The sequence below is a fragment of the Oceanobacter sp. 3_MG-2023 genome (assembly GCF_030688925.1).
In the GTDB taxonomy this organism is placed as follows: Bacteria; Pseudomonadota; Gammaproteobacteria; order Pseudomonadales; family Oceanobacteraceae; genus Oceanobacter.
In genome coordinates this window covers 132,109-159,043 of sequence record NZ_JAUYVX010000003.1, presented here as the reverse complement: position 1 = coordinate 159,043, position 26,935 = coordinate 132,109, and the positions used below count along the sequence as shown (strand labels likewise).

The window sequence follows — 26,935 nt, the reverse complement described above, 5'->3', positions numbered from 1 at the left end:
GTTTGGCGGTAGCGAGGAATATTATTGTCCATGTATGCTTTGCGCACACCCGGATAGTGTAACGATCAGCGATCAAACAAAGATACCTAACAATGACAATAGCTCTAGATATTCAGTTTGGGGGCTTTTCCGCAGCAGGTGGAAAAGAAGATAACCAGGATGCATTTGCGGTATATCGACCAGATCCTGAGGTCGTTCGATTCAAGGGAATTGGAGCCTGTGTCGCCGATGGGGCCAGCAGCAGTGCCAATGCCCAACAGGCCAGCTCGACCAGTGTCACCGACTTTCTCAACGACTATTACAGCACACCAGACAGTTGGGACGTCAAGCGTTCCGCCGGCAAGGTTCTCACCTCTCTGAACAGCTGGTTGTACCATCATGGCAAGCAGGCTTCTTCCCATAACAACGGATTGGTAACAACTTTCAGTTGTGCTGTGGTGCATGGTTCTACGGCCCACTTTTTTCATGTTGGTGACAGCCGGGTGTATTTGTGGAGTGCCAATAGCCTGGAACAAGTCACCCGTGATCATGTACATGAAGGTGGCGGCAATACCTATTTGTCCCGATCACTGGGTATGGACAGCCATATCGAGGTGGATTATTTCCAGCGTGATGTACAGCAGGGCGATATTTTTCTGCTGACGACCGATGGTGTTCACGCCTTTGTATCCCGCAAGAACATGGTAGATGCCATGAATGCGGTAACGTCAGAAAGCAGTCAGGCCGAGATTGAGGCGGTGTGCTCAACCCTGGTCAAGCAGGCGATAGAAGCCGGCAGCGATGGTAATGGCACGTGTGTGATCTTGCAGGTCCGGCAAGTACCGGATGAAAGCCTGCAGGAATCTGGCCCGCAAGTGTCCGAGCGTCAGGTGCCCGCGGTTTTGTCTGCTGGTGACAGCATCGATCATTACCAGATCAACCACATTATCGAGTCCAGTATTTCCAGTATTACCTATCAGGTGGTGAACAAGCGTAATGGGCGTCTTTATCTGCTGAAGGCTCCGGCGATTGGGTTACAGGAAAACCGGGATTATCTGGAATGTTTTGCCCGTGAGCAGTGGGTGGCAGAACGCATCAATCACCGTAATGTCATCAGTGCCGTGCCACAGGAAGACTCGCGTTATAACTATCATGTGTTTGAATGGATCGACGGGGTGTCGTTACGCCAGTGGATATTCGATAATCCGGATGCCGAGGTTAACCAGGTACGCTTTATTGTTGAGCAGATTATTCATGGTTTACGAGCCTTGCAACGGGCCGGCTTGACCTACCGTAACCTGACTCCGGACAACGTGATCATTGTTCAGGGTGGGGGCGTCAAACTGGTGGATCTGGGGACTGTCATTGGACGAGACATTCCAGCGCTAAAAGAGTGGCCTGTGATTGATTCCATGGACTATCAGGCCCCGGAAGCGATACTGAAGCAGGAATATGGCGCCCAGAGTGATCTGTTTGCTCTGGGGGTGGTGATTTATGAAATGCTGGTTGGAAGTCCTCCTTTCCCGCTGGAGCGCATACAGGAACGTGGAGCGCGCTCGGACTCTGAGTGGCGTTACCAGAGCATTCGGATGTATCGCTCCGATATCCCCCTGTGGCTGGATCTGGTGCTGAAAAAGGCTACTGCTCCAAACCCTGATGACCGTTATCAGGCATTTTCAGAGCTGCGGGAAGATTTGTATAGGCCAAATGAACAGCTGGTCAGGGTGCACCGGGGACGTTCTTGGCTGGCTCGTGACCCGGTGGGCTTCTGGCGCTGGAGTGCTGTGGCCTTGGCCGCGGTGGCCATTATTGAAGCCCTGGCTTTGTTATTGAACGACTGACACTCGTTAGTGCCTGGTATTCTCCGGGCATCAATGGATCGACCCTGCAACCAGTACGCGTCGATGGCGTGTGCTGGTTGCTTGTTTGAAACCCCGGTCGTTCATGCTGGCCACCCTGTGATCAGATTCTCTCTCCCGTTATTAACCAAACTGGTCAGGCTGGCGGCTGGAATGTCGGCTGGGGCAATGGCCAGGGAATACATATCTTCCATGCCCTGTTTGTCTTTCCTTACCTCTCTTTGTCTCTGTTCTTTCTCTAATACCCGTTCAAATCACCACTCTGGTACCTACTACTCCCGTATCGGGACTGCTACCAAGGCACTAGGAAATCACGCCTCTGGTCGGATTGGATGATGCTCTGCCAAAACCAACAATGGTGTTGTATCTGGGCATGCGTGCCAGTGCATCCTGTGGCTGCTGTCCACCCTGAGCGGACACAGAGGCTCCTACACGAATAAGAAAATCCTTTTAGGGAGAGAACACAATGAAAACAACTTCTATCGGCTTGAAGGGACTGGCGTTATCGACTCTGGTAGCCGCCGTCTCTTTGGCCAGCTCTGTTCAGGCTGGTGTGACGGATAACGATATTCTCAACGACCAGGCAACGACTGGTGACGTCGTCAGCTATGGTATGGGTTTGCGTGGTCAGCGTTACAGTCCTTTATCCAAAGTGAATTCCCAATCAGTACAGGACCTGACCCCGGTGTGGGGCTTCTCGTTTGGCGGTGAAAAACAACGGGGTCAAGAATCCCAGCCAATGATCAAAGACGGCGTTATGTACGTCACCGCCTCTTATTCACGGGTGTTTGCGATTGATATCGCTACCGGTGATGAGCTGTGGCAATACGATGCCCGTTTGCCAGAAAACATCATGCCTTGCTGTGACGTGATCAACCGGGGCGTGGCACTGTTCGATAACCTGGTGATCTTCGGAACGCTGGATGCCAAGCTGGTGGCGCTGGATAAAGACACCGGCAAAACCGTCTGGAAGAAAAAAGTAGCAGACTACAAAGGCGGTTATTCCATCTCTGCGGCGCCTATCGTGGTCAAGGGCAAGGTCATTACCGGTGTCTCTGGTGGTGAGTTTGGTATCGTCGGTAAAGTGGAAGCGTACGACGCCAAGACCGGTGAAGTGGTCTGGACCCGTCCGACCGTTGAAGGTCATATGGGCTACCTGAAAGGCAAGGAAAACGGCATTACCGGTGGCAAGGCGGGTAAAACCTGGCCTGGGGATTTGTGGAAATCAGGCGGTGCTGCAACCTGGCTGGGTGGTACTTACGATCCCGATGTTGACCTGCTGTTTTTTGGTACCGGTAACCCGGCACCCTGGAACTCGCACTTGCGTCCCGGGGACAACCTGTACTCTTCCTCCCGTTTGGCTATCGACCCGGATACCGGTGAAATCAAGTGGCACTTCCAGACCACGCCACACGATGGCTGGGATTACGATGGTGTGAACGAGCTGATTTCTTTTGACTATAAGGATGGCAAGAAAACCGTCAAGGCAGCTGCAACAGCAGACCGTAACGGTTTTTTCTATGTCTTGAATCGTGAAAACGGCGACTTCATCAAAGGCTTCCCGTTTGTCGACAAGATTTCCTGGGCCAAGGGGCTGGATAAAAACGGTCGTCCGATCTTTAACGATGCTTTCCGTCCTGGTAATCCATCCGAAAGCGCCGATGGTCATAAAGGCAGTTCCGTCGTCGCCTCTCCTGCGTTCCTGGGGGGCAAAAACTGGATGCCAATGGCGTACTCCCAGGATACTGGCCTGTTTTATGTTCCCTCTAACGAGTGGGAGATGGATATCTGGAACGAGCCAACGGCCTATAAAAAAGGCGCTGCTTACCTGGGTGCAGGCTTCACCATCAAGCCGATCAACGAAGAATATATTGGTGTTCTGCGTGCCATCGATCCTAAAACCGGAAAAGAAGTCTGGCGTTATGAAAACAACGCGCCGCTCTGGGGTGGTGTGATGACAACCGCTGGTGGCCTGGTATTTACCGGCAATCCGGAAGGTTATCTGATGGCGTTTGATGCCAAAACCGGCGAGATGGTTTACAAGTTCAACACCGGTTCCGGTATTGTCGGTACTCCGGTGACCTGGGAGCAAGATGGCGAGCAGTACATCGCGGTTGTTTCCGGCTGGGGTGGTGCGGTTCCATTGTGGGGCGGTGAAGTGGCCAAACGTGTGAAAAACCTGAACCAGGGTGGTTCGGTCTGGACCTTCAAACTGCCAAAACGTCATGAAGTTGCAGCTCGCTGAAGACGACTGAACGACGGTTATAAAATCAACGGCCAATAGCCAGACTATTGGTCTGGTTTTTAAGACTGCTACCTGCTCCAGGTGGCGGTCTTTTTTATGGATAGTGCCCGATGATGATGAATTCCTCCTTCTTAAGTCGCGATCGCTTTTAGCCGTACGAGTGCTGCTCAGGTTCAATACTTTACTGGTCAGGCCAGCCGTTAAGCTACAGGTCTGTTAAATTGATCAGGAGTAGGCAGATGAACATCCTGGTAGTGGATGATCATGGCATTGTGCGTCAGGGATGTGCTGCACTGCTTTCCCAGCATTTTCGCCAGGCCGAGATTGTCGAAGTCGACAGTGGTGAAGCTGCGTGTCAGGCGTGTCGTAAACAACATTTTGATCTGGTTGTTGTTGATTATTGTCTGCCGGGGATTTCCGGTATCGAGACTTGTCGCCGCTTGCTGCAACATGATGACTCTCTGCGGATTCTGTTTTTTTCCATGTTCCGGGAAGCGGAAGTGGTGCGTCAGGCCATCAGTGTTGGCGCGTTGGGTTATGTCTGCAAAAGCAGCAGTTCCTCGTTGCTGGTGGATGCCGCTCGCTCGGTCATGCTTGGACGACCCTTTGTCGAGCACGAACTGTCGATTAATCTGGTGTTCCGTGGTACCAATCTGAACCCCTCCATCTATGATGTGATGACCCCCAGAGAATTTGAGGTGCTGGTAATGATGGCAGCTGGCAAGCGGGTGCAAGATGTTGCCGTCAGCCTGAGCCTGAGCAGCAAAACGATTTCCAATTACGTGACTGCTATCAAGTCGAAGCTGGGGGTTCGTACCGATGCCGAGCTGGTGCACAAGGCCATCGAACTGGGCGTTATCCGTATTGCTGCATCCTTGCCGGCGTAGGCTGGTATTACCAATCAAGTGGGCAGCCCTGACAGTCTTCCATATTGATATCAAGAAAATTGGCGTAATGCTTGCGCGTCTGGCTAAGGTTGGTTCTGACCATATTACTGCCAGACAGCTTGGCTTCCTGCAGATTGGCGCCGGTAAGATCGGCCTCTTCCAGATTGATCTTGGTTGCCCAACTCATTTCCAGATTGACAGCAGTCATCGTGGTACCGACAAACCGGGCCTTGCTGATACGGGAAAATTCCATATTGGCGGCGGTCATATTGGCACCGGAAAAATCAGCCGTCTGAGCGAACGTGGTGTAGAGATTGGCTCCGGTCAGGTTGGCATTGACTAACCGGGCACCACGCAAATTGGCGTGGCGCAAATCGGCGCGCAGCATCATGGCATCGCTGAAGTTGGCTTTTTCCAGATTGGTATCATTGAAGCGGGTGTGATTCAGCTGTGCGCCACTGAAGTTGGCCCCTTTCAGGTTGGCGTGACTGAGGTCCTGATTGGAAAGATCCTGGCCGGAGAAATCAGCACCGGGGCATTGGGTTTCCGGTTTGATCACACAGCCGTTGATGGTCCGATAATCCAGTTCATCGCTGAAGTCGTTGCTGTTGGCGGCGGCACTGGTATTGATCAACAGGCTGCTGGCCAGTAGCCAGAGTGCCGGTTGGTTGAGAGTAAGCTTCATAACAAAATCCTCGGTGGCATCAGATATGGGGTTGCGCTGAATGCTGACAGGATGTCCTAGGCGCATGGCAGCCCAGGCATCCGAGGCTGCCAATTGGATGGCAGCCTGAGGGGCATTATTTCTTGTCAGCCCATGATGGCAGCTTGAAGGCCCAGAACGACCCACCTTGTGGTACTGGTTTGGTCAGCACCGCCATATCGCCACCCCAGAGTGGTACAGCACCGCCATAACCAGAGGTGATGCCGACGTATTGCTCGCCGTCCATTTCCCAGGTAATCGGCGGTGCAATGATTCCGGAGCCAGTCTGGAACTGCCACAGCACCTTGCCAGTGTCGGCATCAAAGGCCTTCAGGTAACCATCGCCGGTGCCGGTGAAAATCAGCCCGCCCTTGGTGGCCAGTACTCCGGCCCAGAGTGGTAATTTTTCCTTGTGTTCCCAGGCGATTTTGCCGTTTTTGGGGTCAATGGCGCGGAGAATACCGACATGGTCGTCATACATCTGCTTGATGCGGAAACCCATGCCGAGGTACGCCGAACCTTTTTTGTAGATTGGATGTTCGGCCCAGTAATCTTCTTTCCAGTGGTTGCCTGGAACGTAGAACAAACCGGTGTCCTGGCTGTAAGCCATCGGGTTCCAGTTTTTGCCACCGAGGAACGGCGGTGATACTTCTACGCTCTCACCACGATTTTCACCTTCCTTGGGTTTGGGAGGCCGTTGGCCTTCGACCTCAATCGGGCGACCACTTTTCGGGTCGATTCCCTTGGCCCAGGTGATGTTGTCAACAAAAGGGAAAGCACGAATGAACTTGCCGTTTTCCCGGTTAACCACGTAGAAAAAACCGTTACGGTCGGCGTGACCGGTAGCCTTGACGGTTTTGCCTTTGTCCTTGTATTCGAACAGTACCAGCTCGTTGTTGCCGGAAAAATCCCAGGCATCGTTAGGGGTGTGCTGATAGAACCATTTCACCTCACCGGTCGTTGGGTCTACGCCAACCTGGCCAGAGGTATACAGGCTGTCGTATTTTTCCGGTTTGCCATCTTTGCCGGTACGTGCCCAGCCATTCCAGGGGGCCGGGTTACCGGCACCAACGATAATGGTGTTGGTTTCGGTATCAAAGCTGGCGCTTTGCCACGGTGCACCACCGCCATGACTCCAGGCTTCCACTTTACCGGTAGGGGAGTTGGGATCGTCCGGCCAGGATGGTGCCTTGACATCACCGGTCGGCGTGCTTTTCTTGCCATTCAGACGGCCATAGTGACCTTCGACAAAGGGCCGCATCCAGATTTCTTCACCGGTGTCCGGGTCACGGGCAAACAGTTTGCCGACGATACCAAATTCGTCACCGGAGGAACCATGAATCAAAAGTACCTTGCCGGTTTTCTTGTCTTTAACAAAGGTCGGTGCGCCGGTCATGGTGTAGCCTGCTTCGTAGTCACCAAAACGTTTTTTCCAGGCCAGCTTGCCGGTGTCTTTGTTTAAGGCAACCACCTGGGCATCCAGGGTACCGAAATAAATCTTGTCGCCGTAGATGGCAGCACCACGGTTGACGACGTCACAGCAAGGACGAATCCCTTCTGGCAGTCGAGCGGTGTAGCTCCACTTCTTTTTGCCGGTACGGGCATCAATGGCAAATACACGGGAATACGACCCGGTAACGTAAATCGTGCCATCGTGCATCAGCGCCTGGCTTTCCTGGCCGCGCTGTTTTTCATCACCAAAAGAAAACGACCAGGCGGGTGTGAGCTTGTGGACGTTGTCTTTGTTGAGGTCTGTCAGAGGGCTGTAACGCTGCGCTTTGGGGCCAATACCATAAGCCAGTACGTCTTTTGGGGTGTTGGCATCATTGGCGATGTCTTCCCAGCTGACGTTGCTGCTGGCAACCGCAGCAGGGGTGGCCAGAATAGCCGCAGTGACCAGAGCGGAGTGGATGAGCGAACGCTTGAGGGGCCGAAAGCCGTTGGGCAAGGAGATTGATCGCTGTTTCATGTCTGCATCCTGATTGTTGTTGTAGATGGATGATCAGCAAAGGCTGAGGACACTATTCTGTCTGTTTGCCGGGTTAACGGAATACAGCGGATTTCCTGATGAATATAGGAAAACTGATGGGAGGAAACGGGAAAATTTCCTGCCGTGGGCGGGAATCGATCAGCAGGACTGACAGAGAGACTGGAGGTTAAGGGGGAATGGTTATCTGCTGGTGCGATTGAGTGGTGGACGAGGTGTCTGGAAAGAGGCAAGTGGTTACGGGGTTTACGAGTATGGCGATGACAACCCCAGCAGCAAAGCATGATGCTGTTGAGGGTTGTCGTCGCCATGGTCAGTTACTAACGTGCGGCATGCTGTTGCTGAAGCTGGGTCAGGTCGAGCAGAATATGTCCGGATTCCGTCAGCAGGGCATCATCTTCTTTCTGGTCGTGTGTGGCTGATGGTGCTTCTTCTTCGGACTCGACGGTTACTATTTCCTCTGGCTCAGGCTCATCTTCCAGCTGGGTCAGCAGTTCCATCCCCTTGGCCTTGCGGCGTTTGTTTTCCAGGTCCAGGCGTTTCTGGTCATTGGCTTTACGCTCTGCAGTACGGATTTTTTCGTTCAGGGAAATATCGTTCTGCTGGCGCATTTCCTCGATCAGCTGCTTTTGTTCGCGCAGGAAAATAAAGTCGGGATCGGTCTTGGCACGTTGCTGATGTTTTTTCCGCAACAGGGCAACGCTGTTGTGGATTTGGGAATCGGCAGCGTATTTGGCCGGGCGGATTTCATCCCATGGCAGGGCTTCATCAAGGGCGCTTTCACCAATTTTGTCGGTATCAAATAACGACGGGTACAGCACGTCGGGAATCACTCCCTGATGCTGGGTACTTTGCCCCGAGACGCGGTAGAATTTTGCCTGGGTGATTTTTAGCTGGCCATGACGCAAAGGACGTAATGACTGTACTGTGCCCTTGCCGAAGGTTTGTCCACCAACCACTACGCCACGGCCATAATCCTGAATGGCACCCGCAAAAATTTCCGAGGCTGAGGCGCTGAGGCGATTGACGAGTACAACCAGTGGGCCGTCATACAGAACGGTTGGGTCATCATCCGGCAAGACTTCGACATTACCGCGAGTACTGCGCACCTGTACAACCGGGCCTTGGGGAATAAACAGGCCGGTCAGGCTGATGGATTCTTCCAGTGAACCGCCACCGTTATTACGCAAGTCGATGATCAGGCCTTCGATGCCTTCCTGGCGCAATTCCTTGATCAGGCGTGCCACGTCGCGGGTGGTGCTTTTGTAATCCGGGCGTTTTTCCATCCGGCCCTGGAAATCGATGTAGAAGGTCGGAATCTCAATCACCCCGATACGATGTTCCTTGTTGTCATCCCCCTTGATGGTCAGCAAGTCTTTTTGTGCGGATTGCTCTTCCAGCTTCACTTCGTCGCGAACAATGGAAATGATCTTGGTTTCGTTGCCAACACTGTTGGAAGGAATGATTTCCAGGCGCACCGTGGTGCCTTTGGGGCCTCGGATCAGGTCAACCACTTCATCCAGCCGCCAGCCGATGACATCGGTGATGGCGCCTTTGGGGTCTTGGCCAACACCAACGATTTTGTCGGCAGGATGGAGATTCTTGGCTTTGTCGGCAGGGCCTGCAGGTACCAGGCGCACCACCTTGGTGTATTCGTCTTCCCCTTGGAGTACCGCACCAATGCCTTGTAATGACAGGCTCATATTGATGTTGAAGTTTTCGCTATTACGCGGGGAAAAGTATTGGGTGTGAGGGTCAAATGCCCGTGTGACAGCATTCATGACAGTTTGATAGGCGTCTTCAGGCTTGCTCTGGTGAATCCGGTTGAGCTGGTTCTGGTAACGCTTGTGGAGTAACTCGATGGCAGCCTGATGATCCTTGCCACTCATGGTCAGGCTCAGGATGGAGTTCTTCAGACGTTTGCGCCAGAGGTTGTCCAGTTCGACATTGTTGGTGGCCCACGGCGTATTGTCACGATCGATTTTCAGGCGCTCGTCGGTGTCGAAAGTATAGTCCGGGGCCCGCTCTTCCAGCTCTGCCAGCATAAAGGTCAGGCGTTCGTTGACCCGTTGTTGCAAGCGGTTGTAGATAAAAAAGGGAATGGTCAGGTCGCCACGCATCAAGGCGTCATCGAACTGTTTGCGATATCGTTCGAAAGACTGGACATCACTGGCCAACAGGTAACTTCGGGTGCTGTCGAGATCGTCGAGGTACAGGTCAAAAATCTTGCTCGACAAGCGGTCATCAAGACGCTGGAGCTCATAATGGCCACGCAGCAGGTTATTGAGAATCTGCTGGGTCGTGACAGCCTGTTCCCGAGTCGGTTCCAGCGGTGTAAAAGGCGTGCCGGGACGGATATCCTTGATGGCTGCCAGGGCTGCGGTTGAAGTGAAGATTACTGTTAGCAACAGTAATGACGAAAGCGCTTTTGATAGTCTCAAATACATAGTTACAGCCAGGCGTCTACTCGTTGAGTCAAATTTGTACAACCACGGGGCATGGGATGATGATCGCCGCCGTTTGGCCGCTACTGTGATACCAAGGCACCATAATTCAGGCCGATATGGATGCCAAGTTATCCATTATAGACTGCCTTTCGGGCCGTTTGGCGCGTAAATGGTGCCAGAGACCATATTTGATAACAAAGAACAAAAATAATTCCTTGCTGCTGGTGCTTAATCAGAGGGAATAAACTACCGGCGGCCAATCACGGCCAATGATGTTATTCGCAGTACGTTTTATCCTGACATTAATAGACAAAATACAGGAGCCAATATGGCCAGAGTCACGCTTGCATTGCCATCGACGATCGATTTTTCGGTTGATCTTGATGTCCGGATTTCAGAAATCAACTATGGCAACCATCTGGGCAATGACCGGATGGTGACGCTGCTACACGAGGCGCGGCTGCGTTATTTGCGTTCTCTGGACTTTTCGGAACTGGATATTGATGGCCTGGGGATTATGGTCGCCGACCTGGTGGTTAGTTTCCGGGCCGAAGCCTTTATTGGCGAAGTATTGACCTTTGCCGTCGGGGTGATGGATTTTAACAAATACGGTTGTGATGTGATTTACCGGGTCAGTAACCAGTCCAGCGCTAAACTGGTGGCGGAAGCCAAGACCGGCATTGTATTTTTTGATTATACGGAACGTAAACTGGCGCGGGTGCCAGAGATATTCAGACAGCGTTGCCAGGGGAAAAGTGCCGACTGAGCAACGCTTGAGCCACGAAGGATCAAGCCGCTGTCAGAGGGGAGCCGGAGCCTTGTCTTGTGGTATCAGCTGTCGTCGCTGTTAATTCCAAGGTCGTCGAAATATTCGCTGATAAAGTCGAGAAACGCCCGGCTTTTGGTGGCCAGGTAGCGATTTTGTGGGAATACCACCTTGATCGTACGAACCGGGATCTCAACGTTACTGAACAAGCGCACAAGCTCGCCATTCTGCAAGTGATGATCGGCAATATATGTCGGGATGGCCGTGATACCCATACCGGCCAGACAGGCTTCATAGACCATATCAATGTCGTTGACAGACAGCTTGCGTTCGACGCTGGACAAGGTGAAGCCGTGATCTTTTTCAAACTGGCGCAGCCAGTTAATACGGGCAAACTCGGCGTTGGTGACCATCAGAATACGGTGCTTGTCGAGGTCTTCCAGTGATGTTGGGGTGCCCCAGGTCTTGAGGTACTGAGGCGAGGCACAAATCACAATATTCTGGCGCGCTACCGGTTTGGCAATCAGTCGGGAATCTTCCAGAGTGCCAATGCGGAGCGCAAAATCGTAGCCTTCCTTGACGATGTCCAGCGGCCGATCCGAAATATGCAGGTCGAAGCTGATATCTGGGTACTTCTCGGAAAAATCATTGAACATCCGCGCAAGTTCGCGGCGGCCAAAATTGGACATGGCAGTGATGCGCAAACGTCCGCGCGGCGTCACATCAAAATCGGTGACCAGTTTTTCGGCTTCGGAAATGGACTCGAGGATGTTTTCACAGTGCTGGTAAAACATCTGCCCCGCTTCCGTCGGACTGACCGAGCGGGTCGTGCGGTTCAACAATCTCACTCCCAGACGCTCTTCCAGACCACTGATTTGTTTGCTGACCGCGGATGGCGTAACGCCTAGCGAATCAGCAGCAGAAGTGAAGTTGCGTGCGCGTACAACAGAAACAAATGTTTGCAGGGTGTCTATGCGGGACATGGGTACGATTCTTGCCGAAAACAGGTTAGTGCCGGAGTATAATTAATCCTGAGGAAATAATCAGCTTACATTCGATGCCTTTTACGCCGAAATGGCGTGGATTCAATGCCCTTTGGCCCGTATTGGGCTAATTGTCAGTAAAGTCGTGATATCCGTTGGCGCATGGTCATCGGCTGTTGTCTGTCGCCGTCGTCGCGCTGGTGGCCGTGGCAGTCGTGGCGTCTGGAGTGCCACGGCTACGAGGCTGCCACAGATTAACGATACCGGCGAGAATAATCAGCACTGCTCCGGCAATGGTGGTCCAGCCCGGGATTTCATCCCAGAACCACCAACCCATCAAGGCGCCATAAATAACCGCGCTGTAAACGTAGACGCCGACCTTGCCGGTCGGTGCGGTGCGATACGCTTTGGTTAATGCCAGCTGGCCGACTGTTGCCACCAGGCCCATCGCTGCGAGCCACCACCAGGCATCATCCGGAACCGGTCGCCAGTTCATCAGGGCGGCGGGAAAAGAGACCAGGCTGGCAATCAGGCCAAAGTAAAATACAATACACTGGCTGGATTCCGTCACCGACATACGCCGGATGGTGACCTTGGCCAGAGCTGCCAGGGCAGCCCCGAGCAAACCGATCAAGGCTGCGAGGGTAAAGGTGCTATCGGCTCCGGGGCGCAGAATAATCGCGACACCTGAAAATCCGATCAGCAGGGCCAGGCCACTGAACTTGCCCGTGGGTTCTTTTAGCCACCACCAGGCCAGTAACGGCATAAAAAAAGGACTCGACAGCTTGACCAGAAAGGCTTCGGTCAGTGGCATATTGCCAAGCGCCCAGAAATAACAGTACATCGCTGCAACCCCTACCAGTCCACGCATGAGGTGCCAATGCCAGACGCTGGTTTTGAGGCTGCCAATGCCACTGTTCATGATCAGGGGGGCCAGTACGATCAGCCCAAGGATATTGCGGAAAAACACCACTTGCTCTGTCGACAGATCGTCTGACAAATGTTTGATCAGGGCGCCCATGATGGCTAATAGCGCTTCTCCCAACATCAGGTATAACGCCCCGATACGCAGTTCGCGACTCACAGTGGTGTAATTCCTCTGGTCTTTAAATTCATTGAAATGACTCAATATCAGCAGTGTTGTGTCGGCGTAGTATTGACGGTGTTGGCTGATTTGCTGGTTTGGGCATCAGTATACGGATGGATGATGAATATTGCTCAGGATCAATAAACAACTATTAGATTTTCTTGTTTTTGAAGTTTTTTACTTGAAAAATATTCATCAAGTCTCCATTTACCATTAAGGCAGTCACTGTTTAGCACAACTTCAGTTTGCCCGACTTTATTTTGTACAACGCTGCGAGTACCGGCCTTCCTTGGCTGGTGTTTGCCGGTATTACCAGAGGAGAAGCTCTGTATGCGTATGGATCGTTTAACCACCAGTTTGCAAAACGCCCTGGCCGAAAGCCAAAGCCTGGCTTTGAGCCAGGATCACAATCAGATTGATACCGTCCATTTGTTATTGGCGTTGTTACAGCAGGCCAATAGTTCGGTCAAAGATGTAATTCGTCGTATTGGCAGCAATGTGCCGCAGCTGGAGCAAGCCCTGCAGAAGGTACTGCAAGATCAACCTCGGGTCAGCAACCCTGATGGGCAAATCCAGGTGTCGGCGGAGCTGGGACGGTTATTGAACCTCACCGAAAAAGCGGCCAAACAGCAGGGCGATCAATACGTTTCCAGCGAGATTTTTCTACTGGTGGCACTGGAAGACAAAGGGGCTGCAGGCCAGGCGCTAAAAGCGGCCGGTCTTGATGCCACCAAAGTGAAACAGGCGATAGAGGATATGCGTGGTGGTGAAACTGTGAGCGATGCCAATGCGGAAGACAGCCGCCAGGGGCTGGAAAAATACTGTATCGACCTGACCGAACGGGCCGAAGCGGGCAAGCTGGATCCAGTGATTGGTCGAGATGATGAAATCCGCCGCACGATTCAGGTACTGCAACGCCGAACCAAAAACAACCCGGTTCTGATTGGTGCTCCCGGGGTGGGTAAAACCGCAGTCGTAGAAGGTCTGGCCCAGCGTATCGTCAATGGTGAAGTGCCGGATACCCTCAAGGATAAACGTATTCTGTCGCTGGATATGGGCTCGCTGGTGGCCGGTGCCAAATATCGGGGTGAGTTTGAAGAACGACTGAAAGCCGTATTAAAAGACGTCGCTAAAGAAGAAGGCCGCATCGTGCTCTTTATTGATGAGCTGCACACCATGGTAGGGGCGGGTAAGGGCGAAGGCTCGATGGATGCGGGCAATATGCTGAAACCGGCATTGGCGCGTGGCGAGTTGCACTGTGTGGGGGCTACCACCCTGGACGAATACCGGGAATTTATCGAGAAAGACGCAGCGCTGGAGCGTCGTTTCCAGAAAATCATGGTGGATGAGCCGTCGGTCGAAGATACGATCGCCATTTTGCGTGGTCTGAAAGAGCGTTACGAGGTTCACCACGGCGTACAGATTACCGACAGCGCCATTATTGCGGCGGCAAAACTGTCCACGCGCTATATCGCTGATCGCCAGTTGCCGGATAAAGCAATCGACCTGATTGATGAAGCCGCTTCGGTGATTCGTATGGAAATCGATTCCAAGCCACAGGAAATGGACAAGCTGGAACGTCGCCTGATTCAGCTGAAAATTGAGCGCGAAGCGCTGAAAAAAGAAAAAGACGAAGCAGCGAAAAAACGTCTGAGTGACCTGAACGACGACATCAATAAAGCCAGCGGTGCTTATGTCGAGCTGGAAGATGTCTGGAAGCAGGAAAAAGCCCTGCTGGAAGGTGCTTCCAAATCGAAGGAATTGCTCGAGCAGGCTCGAATCGAGATGGACGCTGCCCGTCGCAGTGGTGATTTGCAACGAATGTCGGAACTGCAATATGGCCGTATTCCTGAGCTGGAAAAACAACTGGCCAGTGCCAATGAAGCCGAGTCCAATGGCTCGCAGGAATTTACCCTGTTACGTAACAAGGTGACGGAAGATGAAATCGCTGAAGTGGTTTCTCGCTGGACCGGCGTTCCGGTGAGCCGGATGCTGGAAGGTGAACGGGAAAAACTGCTGCGTATGGAAGATGTATTACATGAGTCCGTGGTGGGACAGGATCAGGCCATCAAGGCCGTGGCCAACGCGGTACGACGTTCCCGCGCCGGGTTGTCGGACCCGAATCGACCTCATGGTTCTTTCCTGTTCCTTGGCCCGACCGGGGTGGGTAAAACCGAGCTGTGCAAGGCGTTGGCCAACTTCCTGTTTGACAGCAAGGACGCCATGGTACGGATTGATATGTCGGAATATATGGAGAAACACTCGGTGTCCCGTTTGATTGGTGCGCCTCCAGGTTATGTGGGTTACGAAGAAGGTGGTCACCTGACCGAAGCGGTACGACGCAAGCCTTATTCTGTGATCTTGCTGGATGAGGTCGAGAAAGCCCATCCGGATGTGTTTAACATCCTGCTGCAGGTGTTGGATGATGGCCAATTGACCGATGGTCATGGTCGTCGGGTGAACTTCAAGAACACTGTGCTGGTGATGACCTCGAATCTGGGCTCTGATGTGATCCAGAACCTGTTTGCCGATCAGCCGTATGAAAACATGCGTGATGCTGTTATGGAGATTGTGGGTAATCACTTCCGGCCAGAATTTATCAACCGTATCGATGAAGCGGTGGTATTCCATCCGCTGATGAAAGACCAGATCCGGGGGATCGCTGATATTCAGTTGCAGATGTTACGTGACCGCCTGGCGGAACGTGATCTGTCATTGGAATTCAGTGACGCTGCGATTGGCAAGCTGGTGGATGTGGGTTACGACCCGGTCTTTGGCGCTCGGCCATTAAAACGGGCAATTCAGCGCTGGGTCGAAAACCCACTGGCGCAGGATATTCTCTCGGGCAAATTCATGCCGGGGGATACCATCATGGCTGATGTGGCAGAACAGGAAGAGGGTGGTTCCACTCTGGTATTCAGTTCTCGGCATCCTGTTGTGGCCATGTAATCGTAAGCATTGTGATGTTATTTGATTATTGACTTCATCAAGCGGCCCGAGAGGGCCGTTTTTTTGTGGTGAATCCGACGAGTTGCTCTGGCTGCCTGTATGATGGCTGCAGAATCTGTTGCCAAGCGCGGTATTTGAATGGTTGTTGCCGCTGTGACAACGGAATAATACGTGCAGCCCGGAATCTGGAGGATATGGTGATGGCTCGGCATATGGAGAATTCATGGCTGGTGCAAGCCAGCCAGTTGCTAACAATCAGTACGGCACTGGTGTTGACCGCCTGTGCATCGGTTGCAGGGTCCGTGGTGGATCTGGGCGATCATGCTGAAAACCAGCTTCACTGCGGCATGGATGCCGGCGTTACGCTGAAAGAGGATGGTAGTCAGGTCGTTATTGCACTGGGTCCGCGTCCAACCCCCGGTTACCAGGTGGTACTGGAGCAAAGTGAAATGAGAGACAGTATGGTGTCAGTGACCTTCCATGAGCAGCTGCCACAACAAGGCAGTATAGCCGCGCAAGTCATGACATCCCCCTGTATCATGCTGACCTTGCCAGAAACATGGCAATCGTTGCGGGTCAGTAGCAGTGATTCTGGTGCCGTCTGGCAATTCTTTAATCCGGCTAACCCCCGTTAGGAGCTGGTTTGGCAATTATTCTGGGTATTGACCCCGGCTCACGAGTGACCGGCTTTGGTGTGATTAATGCCGTCGGTCAGCGCGTGGAGTACATCACCAGCGGCTGTATCCGCTGCGGTGATGGCGACATGCCACAGCGGCTACAGACTATTTTCACCTCGGTTAATGAAGTGATCGAAACCTGGTCGCCGCAACAATTTGCGATTGAGCAGGCCTTTATGGGAAAAAATGCCGCCTCGGCGCTGAAACTCGGTCAGGCACGTGGTGTCGCTATGGTTGTCGCGGCATTACAGCAACTGCCGGTGGCGGAGTATGCTCCGCGAGCGATTAAAATGGCGGTGACGGGTACCGGCGGAGCGGAAAAAGAACAGGTTCAGCATATGGTGCAAACCTTGCTGAAATTGCCCGGCCGGCCGCAGGCAGACGCGGCGGATGCGCTGGCGATTGCGCTTTGTCATGCCTTTACTGCTGCCAGCCTGGTTGCCCGGGCCGGTGCCAAAGGCAGCCGCCGGGGACGTCCGGTTAACTTTCCTTCTTGACTCCAACTGTGCTTTGTCCGGGCAGTTGAGCCATGCTTGGCTTTGCTGGTAGGCTAAGCCGCTTTTTGTGCAGGTATCGCTATGATTGGTCGTTTACAGGGCGTTGTGCTCGAAAAATCCGCCCCGGATTTGCTGGTTGATGTCAATGGCGTTGGCTACGAGGTGCAGGCCCCGCTGACGACCTTTGCCGTCCTGGGGAATACCGGCTCCCCTGTGGTGCTGTATACCCATCTGGCGATTCGTGAAGATGCTCACCAGTTGTATGGTTTCAGTGATAAAAGCCAGCGCTCCTTGTTTCGGACCCTGATCAAGGTCAGCGGCGTCGGACCCAAACTGGCATTGGCTATCTTGTCTGGTATGGATGTTAATGCCTTTGCCATGTGTGTGCATAATGAAGACATTACCGCCTTGACCCGCTTGCCTGGCGTTGGCAAAAAAACGGCTGAGCGGCTGGTCGTGGAGATGCGTGATCGCCTGAAAGAATGGCAGACACCGGCTCCGCTGTGGCAAGCCGCGGATCATGCTGAGCAGGCGTCTGCAGATATGATTCTGTTGGAAGCCGAGTCGGCACTGGTGTCTCTGGGCTACAAGCCAGCAGAGGCAGCCCGGATGCTGAACAAGTTTGTGGATCAGGCGACCACCGCGGAAGAACTGATTCGGTTGGCCCTCAAAAACAGTCTGGGTAACGCATGATAGAAACTGATCGTTTTATCAGTCCTGTGTCGGCTCCGGGTGAAGAGCATCAAGATCGTGCTATTCGCCCCAAAACCCTTGACGACTATATTGGCCAGCCCGTGGTGCGGGAGCAGATGGAAATCTTTATTGGTGCTGCTCGTGCCCGCCAGGAGGCTCTGGACCACACGCTGGTGTTTGGTCCACCCGGACTGGGGAAAACCACGCTGGCCAATATCATTGCTGTCGAAATGGGCGCATCGATCAAGTCCACGTCTGGCCCGGTACTGGAAAAAGCCGGTGATCTGGCCGCCATGCTGACCAACCTCGAAGCGGGTGATGTACTGTTTATTGACGAAATCCATCGCCTGAATCCCGCGGTAGAAGAAGTACTGTATCCGGCGATGGAAGATTATCAGCTCGATATCATGGTGGGAGAAGGGCCAGCAGCCCGCTCCATCAAGATAGAACTGCCACCTTTTACCCTGGTGGGTGCGACCACGCGGGCGGGGTTGTTGACTTCGCCATTACGAGACCGGTTTGGCATTGTACAGCGACTGGAGTTTTATAATGAGGACGACCTCAGCACCATTGTCAGTCGCTCAGGCTCACTACTGGAGCTGGAAGTCGATCACGCCGGGGCCAGGGAAATTGCTCGTCGTGCGCGCGGAACGCCGCGGATTGCCAACCGCCTGTTACGGCGGGTACGGGATTATGCCCAGGTCAAGGGGGATGGCAGCGTTGATCTGGCCTGTGCCGATGCAGCACTGAACATGTTGAATGTGGATGCCCAGGGCTTTGATCATATGGACCGTCGCCTGTTATTAACCCTGATGGAAAAATACGATGGTGGCCCCGCCGGGGTCGACAGCCTGGCAGCATCCATTGGTGAAGAACGGGATACCATCGAAGATGTACTGGAGCCTTATCTGATGCAACAGGGTTATATTACCCGCACGCCACGAGGCCGCATGGCAACCCGGTTGGCCTACCTGCATTTTGGTTTGCCATTGCCGGCACGACTGGGGCCTCAAGATGAATCTGTTTGACTGGCCGGTCCGTATTTATATTGAAGACACCGATGCCGGTGGCATCGTTTATCATGCCAATTATTTACGCTACATGGAGCGCGCCCGAACCGAGTGGTTGCGGTCCATGGATATTGGCCAGGAAATACTGCGACAGCAGGGTATTCTGCTTGTCGTAACTGCCATTGACGTCAAATACCGCAAACCGGCCCGGCTGGATGATGAACTGAATGTTTCAGTGCAGGTCGATAAGGTCGGCAAAGCCCGCTTGCACATATCGCACCTGGTCAGTCGCATCAATAACAGCGGTGAGCATGAACGGCTGGTGACTGCGAATGTTGTTATCGCCACCATGAACTTTGAAGGCAAGCCGATGGCTTTGCCTGCCATTATTACCACCCGTATGCAGGATCAGTTGTCCGCCGCGGGGAACTCAACGGATGTCAGGGAGTAGCAGTGAACGAGTCCATGTCCATTTTCAGCCTGGTGCTCAATGCCAGTATTGTTGTACAGCTGGTGATGCTGATGCTGTTGCTGGCGTCGGTGAGTAGCTGGGTTGTGATCTTCCAGCGCAGCCGGGTGTTATCTGCCAGCCGTGCCCAATTGCTGGATTTTGAAGATCGCTTCTGGTCCGGTGCCGACCTCAATGATCTGTATCGAGAGTGTCAGGCCAAAGAAACAACCAGCATGATCGAAAACGTCTTTATGGCGGGGCTGAAAGAATTTGGCAAGATGCGGCAGCAGAGTACGCATGACCCGGATGCCATGATCCAGGGCTGCCAGCGGGCAATGCGGATTGCGATTACCCGGGAATCGGAAGCGCTGGATGCTCACTTGCCTATGCTGGCCACCGTCGGCTCCACCAGTCCTTATATCGGCCTGTTTGGTACGGTGTGGGGCATTATGAATTCGTTCCATGGTTTGGCTTCGGTCAAGCAGGCCACCATTGCAACCGTGGCCCCGGGTATTTCCGAAGCACTGGTAGCGACCGCCATGGGTCTGTTGGCAGCCATTCCTGCGGTTATTTTTTATAACCGGTTTGTTTCGCGGGTGGATCACTTGACGACAGGCATGAATACGTTTGCCGATGAATTTTCTTCATTGCTGTACCGACAGGCATTACGGTTGAAACAAGGGGCCAAGCCTGCGGCAAGCGGGGAAAAATAATGGAGTCAATGCAGCCACCGGCGGCCAAACGACGGCCTGTTGCAGAAATCAACGTTGTGCCCTACATCGATGTAATGTTGGTGCTCCTGGTGATTTTTATGGTGACAGCTCCCATGCTGGTACAAAGTATCCAGGTGAACTTGCCCCGGGTTGACTCGACGCCGGTTGAAATTGAACCTGATGACCATACCCTGGTTATCTCTGTGAATCAGCAGGGTGTGTATTTTATCGAGCGTGAAGAAGGCCAGCCCGCGGCGATGACTCTGATGCAAGTACAGGATTATATGGCCAAGGTAAAAGCCGAGGTTCCGGCTACCCGGGTCATGATTCGAGGGGATGAGCAGGTTGCCTACGGCAAGGTCGTGCGCCTGATGGGAGGTTTGCAAGTGGCGGGTATATCGGATGTAGGTCTGATTACTGAAGCCCCGGATGCGGAAGCAGGCGAGTGAAACAGTGGTTTAAGCCGTCGTCTTACTCGATACCAGTGATGCTGGCCATTTTGCTGCATGGCGGTGTTGCTGGCTTATTCTTGCTGCAATGGCCTGCGGCAGAGCGCATCATCAAGCCCCCGGTGCCCAAACATATTATTGCGAATGTGGTCGCAACAGAAAATCGTGCCGTGCAGCAGCGTCAACAACAGGCACAGCAACAACATGCCCAACAACAAAAACAACAGGCCGCTGATGCGCTGAAGAAAAAACAGGCGGCCGAGAAAGCCAGAAAGCAGCGTGAAGCCGATGCTTTGGCACTAAAGAAAAAGCAGCAGGCTGAGGCCCAACAGAAAAAACAGCAAGCACAACAGCAAGCGGAAGCTGAGGCACAAGCCGCGGCGGATGCCAAGGCAAAAGCTGAAGCCGAAGAAGCGGCAGCCGCTGCCGAGCGTGAGCAGCAGTTACGCGAAGAAGAACAGCAACTGCTGGAGCAACTGGCAACCGAGCAGGCCGCTCAGGAAATGCAACAACAGCAAGAGAATGAACGGCGCGCCAAAGTCGAAGCGGAGCTGGAGGCAGACTTTGTTTCCCAGGTGCGAGAAAAAGTTGAGCGCAGCTGGCTGTACCCGCCAGCAGTCAAGCCCGACCAGCAGGTAACGGTGCGTATCAATCTGGTTCCGACCGGGGAAGTCATCAGTGTTGTGGTTATCAAAGGCAGTGGCAACACGGCGCTGGATCGCTCGGTTGAACAGGCGGTGCTCAAGGCATCACCCTTGCCGGTTCCCAAAGACGTGCGGGTATTCGAGCGCAGTTTCCGTACACTCACCATGGTTTTCAGACCGGAGAATGCAACGTGGTAAAACAATGGATTAGCATACTGATGCTGTTAATGATGACTGGCATGGCTCAGGCTGAACTGGTTATCGAAGTGACTCAAGGCAAGCAATCCGCGATTCCTATCGCGGTTGTGCCATTCGAATGGCAAGGAGAAGGTCAGCTGCCTGAAGATATCAGCGGTATTATTGCCAACGATTTAGGTAGCAGTGGTTATTTCAAGGTATTGCCGGTTGCGAATATGATCAGTCAGCCAACGGCCCTTGAAGCGGTTACTTATAGTGATTGGCGCAATTTGCGCCAGGATTTTGTCGTAATTGGCCGTATTTCGATCGATGATAGCGGATATGCTATGGAATTCCATGTTCTGGATGTTCATCAGAAAGTAGAGTTACTACGGCACAGGGTTAAAGGCAAAGCCAGTCAATTACGGGATATCGCCCATTACATCAGTGATTATGTTTTTGAAAAACTGACGGGTATTCCTGGAGTATTTTCAACCCGGCTTATTTATGTGACGACCAATCGTGAACGTACGCGCTTTAATTTGAATTATGCCGATGCCGATGGTGCCAGGGAACAGCTTGTATTTACTTCCAAGGATCCGATTATTTCCCCTGCCTGGGCACCGGATGGCAAGAAGGTAGCGTATGTGTCATTTGAAAGTGGCCGCAGTGCTATTTATTTTCAGGAACTGGCGACTGGCAAGCGTGAGCTGGTGTTACAAATGGAAGGATCGACCAGTGCACCGGCATTTTCACCAGACGGTACGCGGTTGGCCTTTGTTCGGTCTTATTTGGGGAATCCGGATATTTATGTAATGGATCTTGCCAGTCGCAAAACCGAGCGGCTGACAAATCATTACGCTATTGACACTGAGCCACAGTGGATGATGGATAATCGTCATTTGGTATTTACTTCCAGCCGGGCGGGTGGGCCACAGATATATCAGTTGGATGTCAGTAGCAAAGCTGTCAAACGAATAACATATGAGGGTAGCTATAATGCCCGAGCCAGAGTCACGGATGATGGGCGCAAATTGATTTATGTGCACCGGGAAGGCAAGAACTTTCATATTGCCTCTCAGGACCTGCATTCGGGACAAGTTCATATTCTTACAACAGATACCGACCTTGATGAGTCACCGAGTGTTGCACCTAATGGAAGTATGGTAATTTATGCAGCCAGTGAAGCAGATCGCAGCATATTAGCCGCAGTCTCTGTGGATGGTGACGTCAAATTTCGATTGCCATCCAAATATGGCGATGTAAGGGAGCCAGCGTGGTCCCCGATTTTTAAAAACTAAAAACATCAAGTGGAGTGGGAAGACAGTTATGCAAATAAATGCATTGTATAAAGCCTTGGGGTTAACACTGGGAGCACTGCTGGTTGCTGCATGTTCAAGCACTGGTGAAATCAACGAAGGCGAATCTGAGACTGTAACTGAAGTTGAAGAAGTGGTTACCGAAGTTGAAGAAACGGTTGAAGACGCAAGCACGACTGCGGTTGATACCTCTGCAGTCAGTGGCGAGACTCTGGAATCCCGGATGACAGAAGCTGAAGCAGCATTGCTTGAACAGACTGTCTTCTACTTTGACTTTGATCAGAGCTCAATCAAAAGCAGCAGCCTGGCTGCCCTGAAAGCACACGCCGCTTACCTGGCTGCAAACAGCTCGGCTAGCGTTGTTCTGGAAGGTCATGCCGATGAGCGTGGTACTGTAGAGTACAACCTGGCTTTGGGTGAGCGTCGCGGTATGGCTGTCCGTCGTTTCTTGCTGGCCAATGGTGCCAGTGCCAGTCAGCTGGAAGTTGTCAGCTTTGGTGAAGAACGTCCGGTTGCCATGGGTCACAGCGAATCCAGCTGGTCCAAAAACCGTCGCGTTGAAGTGAAATACTAGAGTCGTTAATGAAATCATTGTACTTCCTTTGTTCGCTGGCATTATCTGCCAGCCTGCAAGCGGAAGAGTGGGTTTCGGTAGGAGCTGCCCCCGTGGTAACTCCTGCGTCATCGACTGCTTCCGTTAGTCAGCCTGCTGTTACTTCTCCCTCTCCCAGTACGACCCAGTCCGGTGCCTCTCCAGAGTTGGTCAACGAGTTGTTGATGCAGGTTGAGCAAATGCAGCAGGAAATTGCTGAACTGCGTGGTCAGATTGAGCGGCAGAGTAACGAATTACGGCAACTCAAGCGGGACGGTGACAATCGCTATCTGGATCTGGATCGGCGTATTGTGTATCTGACGACAGAAGCCGATAAAAAACCGGTTGCTGTTGCTGCATCAGCAGAAGCCTCTGCGCAGGACGTGTATAACCAGGCAATGATGCTGGTGAGAGACAAAAAATTTGAACAGGCCAATCAGGCATTCGGACGCTTTGTTGAGCAATATCCCGAGGATGAACTGGTGGCCAATGCCTGGTACTGGAACGGTGAAGTGTATCTGGTACGGGGTGAGTATCCGTCAGCATTGGAAAGTTTCCGCACGGTGATTGATGATTTTCCTGATCACAGCAAGGCGGCCGATGCGACTTACAAATATGCAGTGACCCTGCACAAATCCGGTGATACCGCGGCAGCTCAACACTGGTTGGAGACTATCCAGGAACGTTATGCAACGTCTTCTCCTGTAACGGTGCGTCAGGCTGAGGGTTATTTGGAAAAAATAACACCGGCACAATAAATTTTTATTAAAAAAGACTTGTCACTCCCCCAAAATTAAGTATTATATGCGCCTCCTTCGGGTCGTTAGCTCAGCTGGTAGAGCAGTTGGCTTTTAACCAATTGGTCGCTGGTTCGAATCCAGCACGACCCACCATTAAAATCTGGTGTTGGTTTGTAGTTACTCAAGTAATTACAGATCGAAATGAACAAAAATCTTTCGGAGATTTGTTCGGACGCAGATTTAAGGATGGGGTAACTTACTGAAAAGGTTGACAATTTATTCCTTGTCAGTAGAATACGAAGGTATCGGGTCGTTAGCTCAGCTGGTAGAGCAGTTGGCTTTTAACCAATTGGTCGCTGGTTCGAATCCAGCACGACCCACCAATTCCTAAAAAAGGGAGAAAGCATTGCTTTCTCCCTTTTTTATTTGCGATTCGCTTAAACGCAGTGGCCATTGCCTGCTTTTCTACTGTGTTACACTTGGCCCTGTTTGCATTTCGACTGGTATCCGAGAACCCTATGTCCCAGGCCGCTGAACAAGAACAACGACATATCGTCCAGGATTTCTGGGCAACTCCTGAAGCCCCACTGGACGCTGACCAGATTACTCACTACAAGGAACAGATTCGTACGCTGCTGCAGCGCGAAGATGCCGTCCTGGTAGCGCATTATTACACCGATCCTGCTATTCAGGCGCTGGCGGAAGAAACCGGCGGCTGTGTTGCCGATTCTCTTGAAATGGCTCGCTTTGGTGCCAATCATCCAGCCAGTACCCTGGTGGTGGCCGGGGTGCGTTTTATGGGTGAGACCGCCAAGGTACTCAGCCCGGAAAAACGGGTCTTGATGCCGACGCTGGAAGCGACCTGTTCACTGGATCTTGGTTGTCCGGTGGATGAATTTACTGAGTTTTGTGATCAGCACCCGGATCGTACCGTGGTGGTGTACGCCAATACCTCGGCGGCGGTGAAAGCCCGTGCCGATTGGGTGGTGACCTCCAGTATTGCGCTGGATGTGGTGAACTATTTACACGGCAAGGGTGAAAAACTGATCTGGGCACCTGATCGTCATCTTGGGGATTATGTGTGCCGGGAGACCGGTGCGGATATGATTCTCTGGGACAGCGAATGCATCGTCCATGATGAATTCAAGGCCAAGGGCTTGCAGGATTTGCGGCTGGTATATCCGGATGCCGCGATTCTGGTGCACCCGGAATCTCCTCAGTCCGTGGTTGAGCTGGCCGATGCGGTTGGCTCGACCAGTCAGTTGATCAAGGCGGCGGTAGAGTTGCCTAACCCTGTGCTGATTGTGGCTACTGACAAAGCCATTTTTTACAAAATGCAGCAAGCGGTACCCGACAAGTTACTGGTAGAGGCGCCAACCTCCGGTAATGGCGCTACTTGCCGCAGTTGTGCCCACTGTCCCTGGATGGCGATGAACGGTCTGCGCAATATTGCCAGTGTGTTGGATAATGGCGATCAGGAAATATTTGTTGCCGAACCCCTGCGGGTCGGTGCGATTCGGAGTCTGCAACGAATGTTGGACTTCAAGGCTTGATTGGCTGTTTGTTTTACCCTAATTGTTTTTGACTGGCGGCCATGCCTTTTAGCCGCTCTTTCAGCGCCTCCTGGCGCTGGAAATCTTTCTTTTTGGCCGCTTCTGCGATAGCCAGATCCATTTGCCGGCTGGCTTTGGTGTAATCCCCGTTCAAATACCAGTATTCAGCACTGGCCTGATACGTCAGTACCGTATGGCTCGCCTGGGCCGCCAGCTGGCTCAGTTGAAACCATAGCGCCGGGGTGGTTGGACGTTGCTCGGTCAGTGGCCGCAAACTGTTGACCGCTTCTTCTGCACGTCCGAGTGCGGCAAGCACATTGGCCCGGGTGCTGATCAATAAATAACTGCCGGGATGATAGGTCAGTGCCAGAGTCAGCATCTCCAGCGCTTTGGGGGCCTGGTTGGTGGCGGTTAGCGCCTTGGCCAACAGTGCCAGGGCAGCTGGGGACTGTTGGTAGCTTGCATCCAATTGGTTTAATTGCTGTAGGGCGGTTGCATTGTCCTGATGTTGCAAGGCGTATTCGGCCAGAGAGTAGCGGGCGGCATTCCGGGTCAGCGATGAATTATCGGTGGCTTCGGCTTCCGGAGTAAAAGTAGCCGCTACCTGTTTGTCGCTGAGCTGATAACGGATACGGGCGCGATTTTTCAGAATGGCAAAGTCAAAACTCAGGTGGCGCGGTTGGGAGGAATAACCTTCAGCTCGTGCGGCGGCATCGGATACCCGATTCAGTGTTAACGGGTGAGTCAGCAGAAATTCCGGTGGCTTTTTACCAAGGCGCCCGGCCGCCATCATCTGGTTAAACATGGATGGCATGGCTTGTGGATCGAAGCCGGATTCTGCCAGGGTGTTAATACCAATACGGTCTGCTTCCCGTTCCCAGTCGCGGCTATAGGCCAGTTGTGACTGGATGGATGCAGCCTGACTGGCCATTAGTCCGGCAAAACCGGCATCGGCGTTATTGGTTGCAATCAGCAGGATGGAGGCCAGCAGGGTCGCAATGGCCATGGGTTGCTGCTGTTCTGCCCGTTCGACCTGGCGGGCAAAATGACGCTGACTCAAGTGAGCCAGTTCGTGAGCCAGTACGGCAGCAATTTCATCTTCGTCCCGGGTGTACAGTAATAGCCCCAGATTGATGCCTATCACACCGCCCGGTACTGCAAAGGCATTGAGTTCTTTTTTGTCGATAATGACAAAGTCAAAATCCTGCTGTGGCGCACCGCTGTGAGGAATCATCCGGAACACCAGGTTTTCGATAAACTCGATGGACAGCGGGTCGTCGATGGTGCGGGCATGTGCATGCAGCTGACGTAACCAGGCGCGGCCGAGTTCGTATTCCTCTTGCAGGGAAACAATCGATGAGGCTGCGTCTCCCAGTGCGGGCAAATCGTTGCTGGCGGCATGAATACTGGTGTTGAAAGCAAACAGCAAGGTAGTCGCAAGCAAGGCTTTTCGGAGTTTCAATCGGTGTGTCCCGGATCTTGATGTCAATGAAAAGTACATGGTCTGGCTGACTCACTGTTACAAGGT

At 52.8% G+C, this 26,935-nt stretch carries 23 protein-coding genes and 2 tRNA genes; 19 read left to right on the top strand and 6 right to left on the bottom strand.

The genetic code is table 11. From position 1 onward, the window contains the following. Positions 1-92: 92 nt before the first annotated feature. From Q8W32_RS04085 to Q8W32_RS04075, 3 genes are all read left to right on the top strand, one after another. Positions 93-1,820: a bifunctional protein-serine/threonine kinase/phosphatase gene (locus tag Q8W32_RS04085; RefSeq protein WP_305413820.1), complete on the top strand. Its 1,728-nt coding sequence runs from the start codon at positions 93-95 to the stop codon at positions 1,818-1,820. Between the two features lie 484 nt (positions 1,821-2,304). Beyond that, entirely contained in the window at positions 2,305-4,083 is a 1,779-nt protein-coding gene (locus Q8W32_RS04080) for a PQQ-dependent methanol/ethanol family dehydrogenase (RefSeq protein ID WP_303433797.1), read from the top strand. 239 nt (positions 4,084-4,322) lie between these two features. Next, positions 4,323-4,970: a response regulator transcription factor gene (locus Q8W32_RS04075; protein WP_303433796.1), complete on the top strand. Its 648-nt coding sequence runs from the start codon at positions 4,323-4,325 to the stop codon at positions 4,968-4,970. A gap of 7 nt (positions 4,971-4,977) precedes the next feature. On the opposite strand, the gene Q8W32_RS04070 is transcribed toward Q8W32_RS04075, so the two are convergent. The 3 genes from Q8W32_RS04070 to Q8W32_RS04060 all read right to left on the bottom strand — a co-directional run bounded on the left by Q8W32_RS04070 (position 4,978) and on the right by Q8W32_RS04060 (position 10,107). Continuing rightward, complete coding sequence (locus Q8W32_RS04070; protein WP_305413819.1) at positions 4,978-5,655, bottom strand: pentapeptide repeat-containing protein; 678 nt, start codon at positions 5,653-5,655, stop codon at positions 4,978-4,980. Between the two features lie 115 nt (positions 5,656-5,770). Then, on the bottom strand, positions 5,771-7,642 hold the full coding sequence (locus tag Q8W32_RS04065) for a methanol/ethanol family PQQ-dependent dehydrogenase (RefSeq protein ID WP_305413818.1): 1,872 nt from the start codon (positions 7,640-7,642) through the stop codon (positions 5,771-5,773). Between the two features lie 338 nt (positions 7,643-7,980). Then, positions 7,981-10,107, bottom strand: a complete 2,127-nt coding sequence (locus tag Q8W32_RS04060; protein ID WP_305413817.1) for a carboxy terminal-processing peptidase — start codon at positions 10,105-10,107, stop codon at positions 7,981-7,983. 328 nt (positions 10,108-10,435) lie between these two features. Between Q8W32_RS04060 and Q8W32_RS04055 the strand changes: the two genes are divergently transcribed. Beyond that, complete coding sequence (locus Q8W32_RS04055) at positions 10,436-10,873, top strand: thioesterase family protein (protein WP_305413815.1); 438 nt, start codon at positions 10,436-10,438, stop codon at positions 10,871-10,873. Between the two features lie 65 nt (positions 10,874-10,938). On the opposite strand, the gene Q8W32_RS04050 is transcribed toward Q8W32_RS04055, so the two are convergent. After that, on the bottom strand, positions 10,939-11,856 hold the full coding sequence (locus Q8W32_RS04050; RefSeq protein ID WP_303433786.1) for a LysR family transcriptional regulator: 918 nt from the start codon (positions 11,854-11,856) through the stop codon (positions 10,939-10,941). Positions 11,857-12,022: 166 nt separating this feature from the next. Next, positions 12,023-12,940 (bottom strand): DMT family transporter, encoded by a 918-nt coding sequence (locus Q8W32_RS04045; protein ID WP_305413813.1) that lies wholly within the window; start codon positions 12,938-12,940, stop codon positions 12,023-12,025. Positions 12,941-13,273: 333 nt separating this feature from the next. On the opposite strand from Q8W32_RS04045, the gene clpB reads away from it, so the two are divergent. The 15 genes from clpB to nadA all read left to right on the top strand — a co-directional run bounded on the left by clpB (position 13,274) and on the right by nadA (position 25,407). After that, on the top strand, positions 13,274-15,892 hold the full coding sequence (clpB, locus tag Q8W32_RS04040) for an ATP-dependent chaperone ClpB (protein ID WP_303433783.1): 2,619 nt from the start codon (positions 13,274-13,276) through the stop codon (positions 15,890-15,892). Positions 15,893-16,092: 200 nt separating this feature from the next. Then, a complete protein-coding gene (locus tag Q8W32_RS04035; RefSeq protein WP_305413810.1) occupies positions 16,093-16,527 on the top strand; it encodes a protease complex subunit PrcB family protein in 435 nt (144 codons plus the stop codon). Between the two features lie 8 nt (positions 16,528-16,535). Then, positions 16,536-17,066 (top strand): crossover junction endodeoxyribonuclease RuvC, encoded by a 531-nt coding sequence (gene ruvC / locus Q8W32_RS04030; protein ID WP_303433779.1) that lies wholly within the window; start codon positions 16,536-16,538, stop codon positions 17,064-17,066. Between the two features lie 81 nt (positions 17,067-17,147). Next, positions 17,148-17,759, top strand: coding sequence for a Holliday junction branch migration protein RuvA (ruvA, locus tag Q8W32_RS04025; RefSeq protein ID WP_303433778.1), 612 nt, complete (start codon positions 17,148-17,150; stop codon positions 17,757-17,759). Further along, positions 17,756-18,787: a Holliday junction branch migration DNA helicase RuvB gene (gene ruvB, locus Q8W32_RS04020; protein WP_303433776.1), complete on the top strand. Its 1,032-nt coding sequence runs from the start codon at positions 17,756-17,758 to the stop codon at positions 18,785-18,787. The genes ruvA and ruvB overlap by 4 nt, the downstream gene beginning before the upstream one ends. Next, positions 18,774-19,220: a YbgC/FadM family acyl-CoA thioesterase gene (locus tag Q8W32_RS04015; protein WP_303433774.1), complete on the top strand. Its 447-nt coding sequence runs from the start codon at positions 18,774-18,776 to the stop codon at positions 19,218-19,220. The genes ruvB and Q8W32_RS04015 overlap by 14 nt, the downstream gene beginning before the upstream one ends. Before the next feature lie 2 nt (positions 19,221-19,222). Then, positions 19,223-19,933, top strand: a complete 711-nt coding sequence (tolQ, locus tag Q8W32_RS04010; protein ID WP_303433772.1) for a protein TolQ — start codon at positions 19,223-19,225, stop codon at positions 19,931-19,933. Next, positions 19,933-20,382, top strand: a complete 450-nt coding sequence (gene tolR / locus Q8W32_RS04005; protein WP_303433770.1) for a protein TolR — start codon at positions 19,933-19,935, stop codon at positions 20,380-20,382. Before tolQ ends, tolR begins: the two co-directional genes overlap by 1 nt. Beyond that, positions 20,379-21,224: a cell envelope integrity protein TolA gene (gene tolA / locus Q8W32_RS04000; protein WP_303433769.1), complete on the top strand. Its 846-nt coding sequence runs from the start codon at positions 20,379-20,381 to the stop codon at positions 21,222-21,224. The genes tolR and tolA overlap by 4 nt, the downstream gene beginning before the upstream one ends. 20 nt (positions 21,225-21,244) lie before the next feature. After that, positions 21,245-22,504 carry a Tol-Pal system beta propeller repeat protein TolB gene (tolB, locus tag Q8W32_RS03995; protein ID WP_303433767.1) on the top strand — a complete coding sequence of 420 codons (1,260 nt, stop codon included), beginning with the start codon at positions 21,245-21,247 and terminating at the stop codon, positions 22,502-22,504. A 28-nt stretch (positions 22,505-22,532) separates the two neighbouring features. Continuing rightward, on the top strand, positions 22,533-23,096 hold the full coding sequence (gene pal, locus Q8W32_RS03990; RefSeq protein WP_303433765.1) for a peptidoglycan-associated lipoprotein Pal: 564 nt from the start codon (positions 22,533-22,535) through the stop codon (positions 23,094-23,096). 8 nt (positions 23,097-23,104) lie between these two features. After that, on the top strand, positions 23,105-23,872 hold the full coding sequence (gene ybgF, locus Q8W32_RS03985) for a tol-pal system protein YbgF (protein ID WP_303433763.1): 768 nt from the start codon (positions 23,105-23,107) through the stop codon (positions 23,870-23,872). Between the two features lie 59 nt (positions 23,873-23,931). Further along, positions 23,932-24,007 (top strand) — tRNA-Lys (locus Q8W32_RS03980). 154 nt (positions 24,008-24,161) lie between these two features. Next, positions 24,162-24,237 (top strand) — tRNA-Lys (locus Q8W32_RS03975). A 135-nt stretch (positions 24,238-24,372) separates the two neighbouring features. Further along, complete coding sequence (gene nadA, locus Q8W32_RS03970; protein WP_303433762.1) at positions 24,373-25,407, top strand: quinolinate synthase NadA; 1,035 nt, start codon at positions 24,373-24,375, stop codon at positions 25,405-25,407. Between the two features lie 13 nt (positions 25,408-25,420). On the opposite strand, the gene Q8W32_RS03965 is transcribed toward nadA, so the two are convergent. Next, positions 25,421-26,869: a M48 family metalloprotease gene (locus Q8W32_RS03965; protein WP_305413806.1), complete on the bottom strand. Its 1,449-nt coding sequence runs from the start codon at positions 26,867-26,869 to the stop codon at positions 25,421-25,423. Positions 26,870-26,935 lie beyond the last annotated feature (66 nt).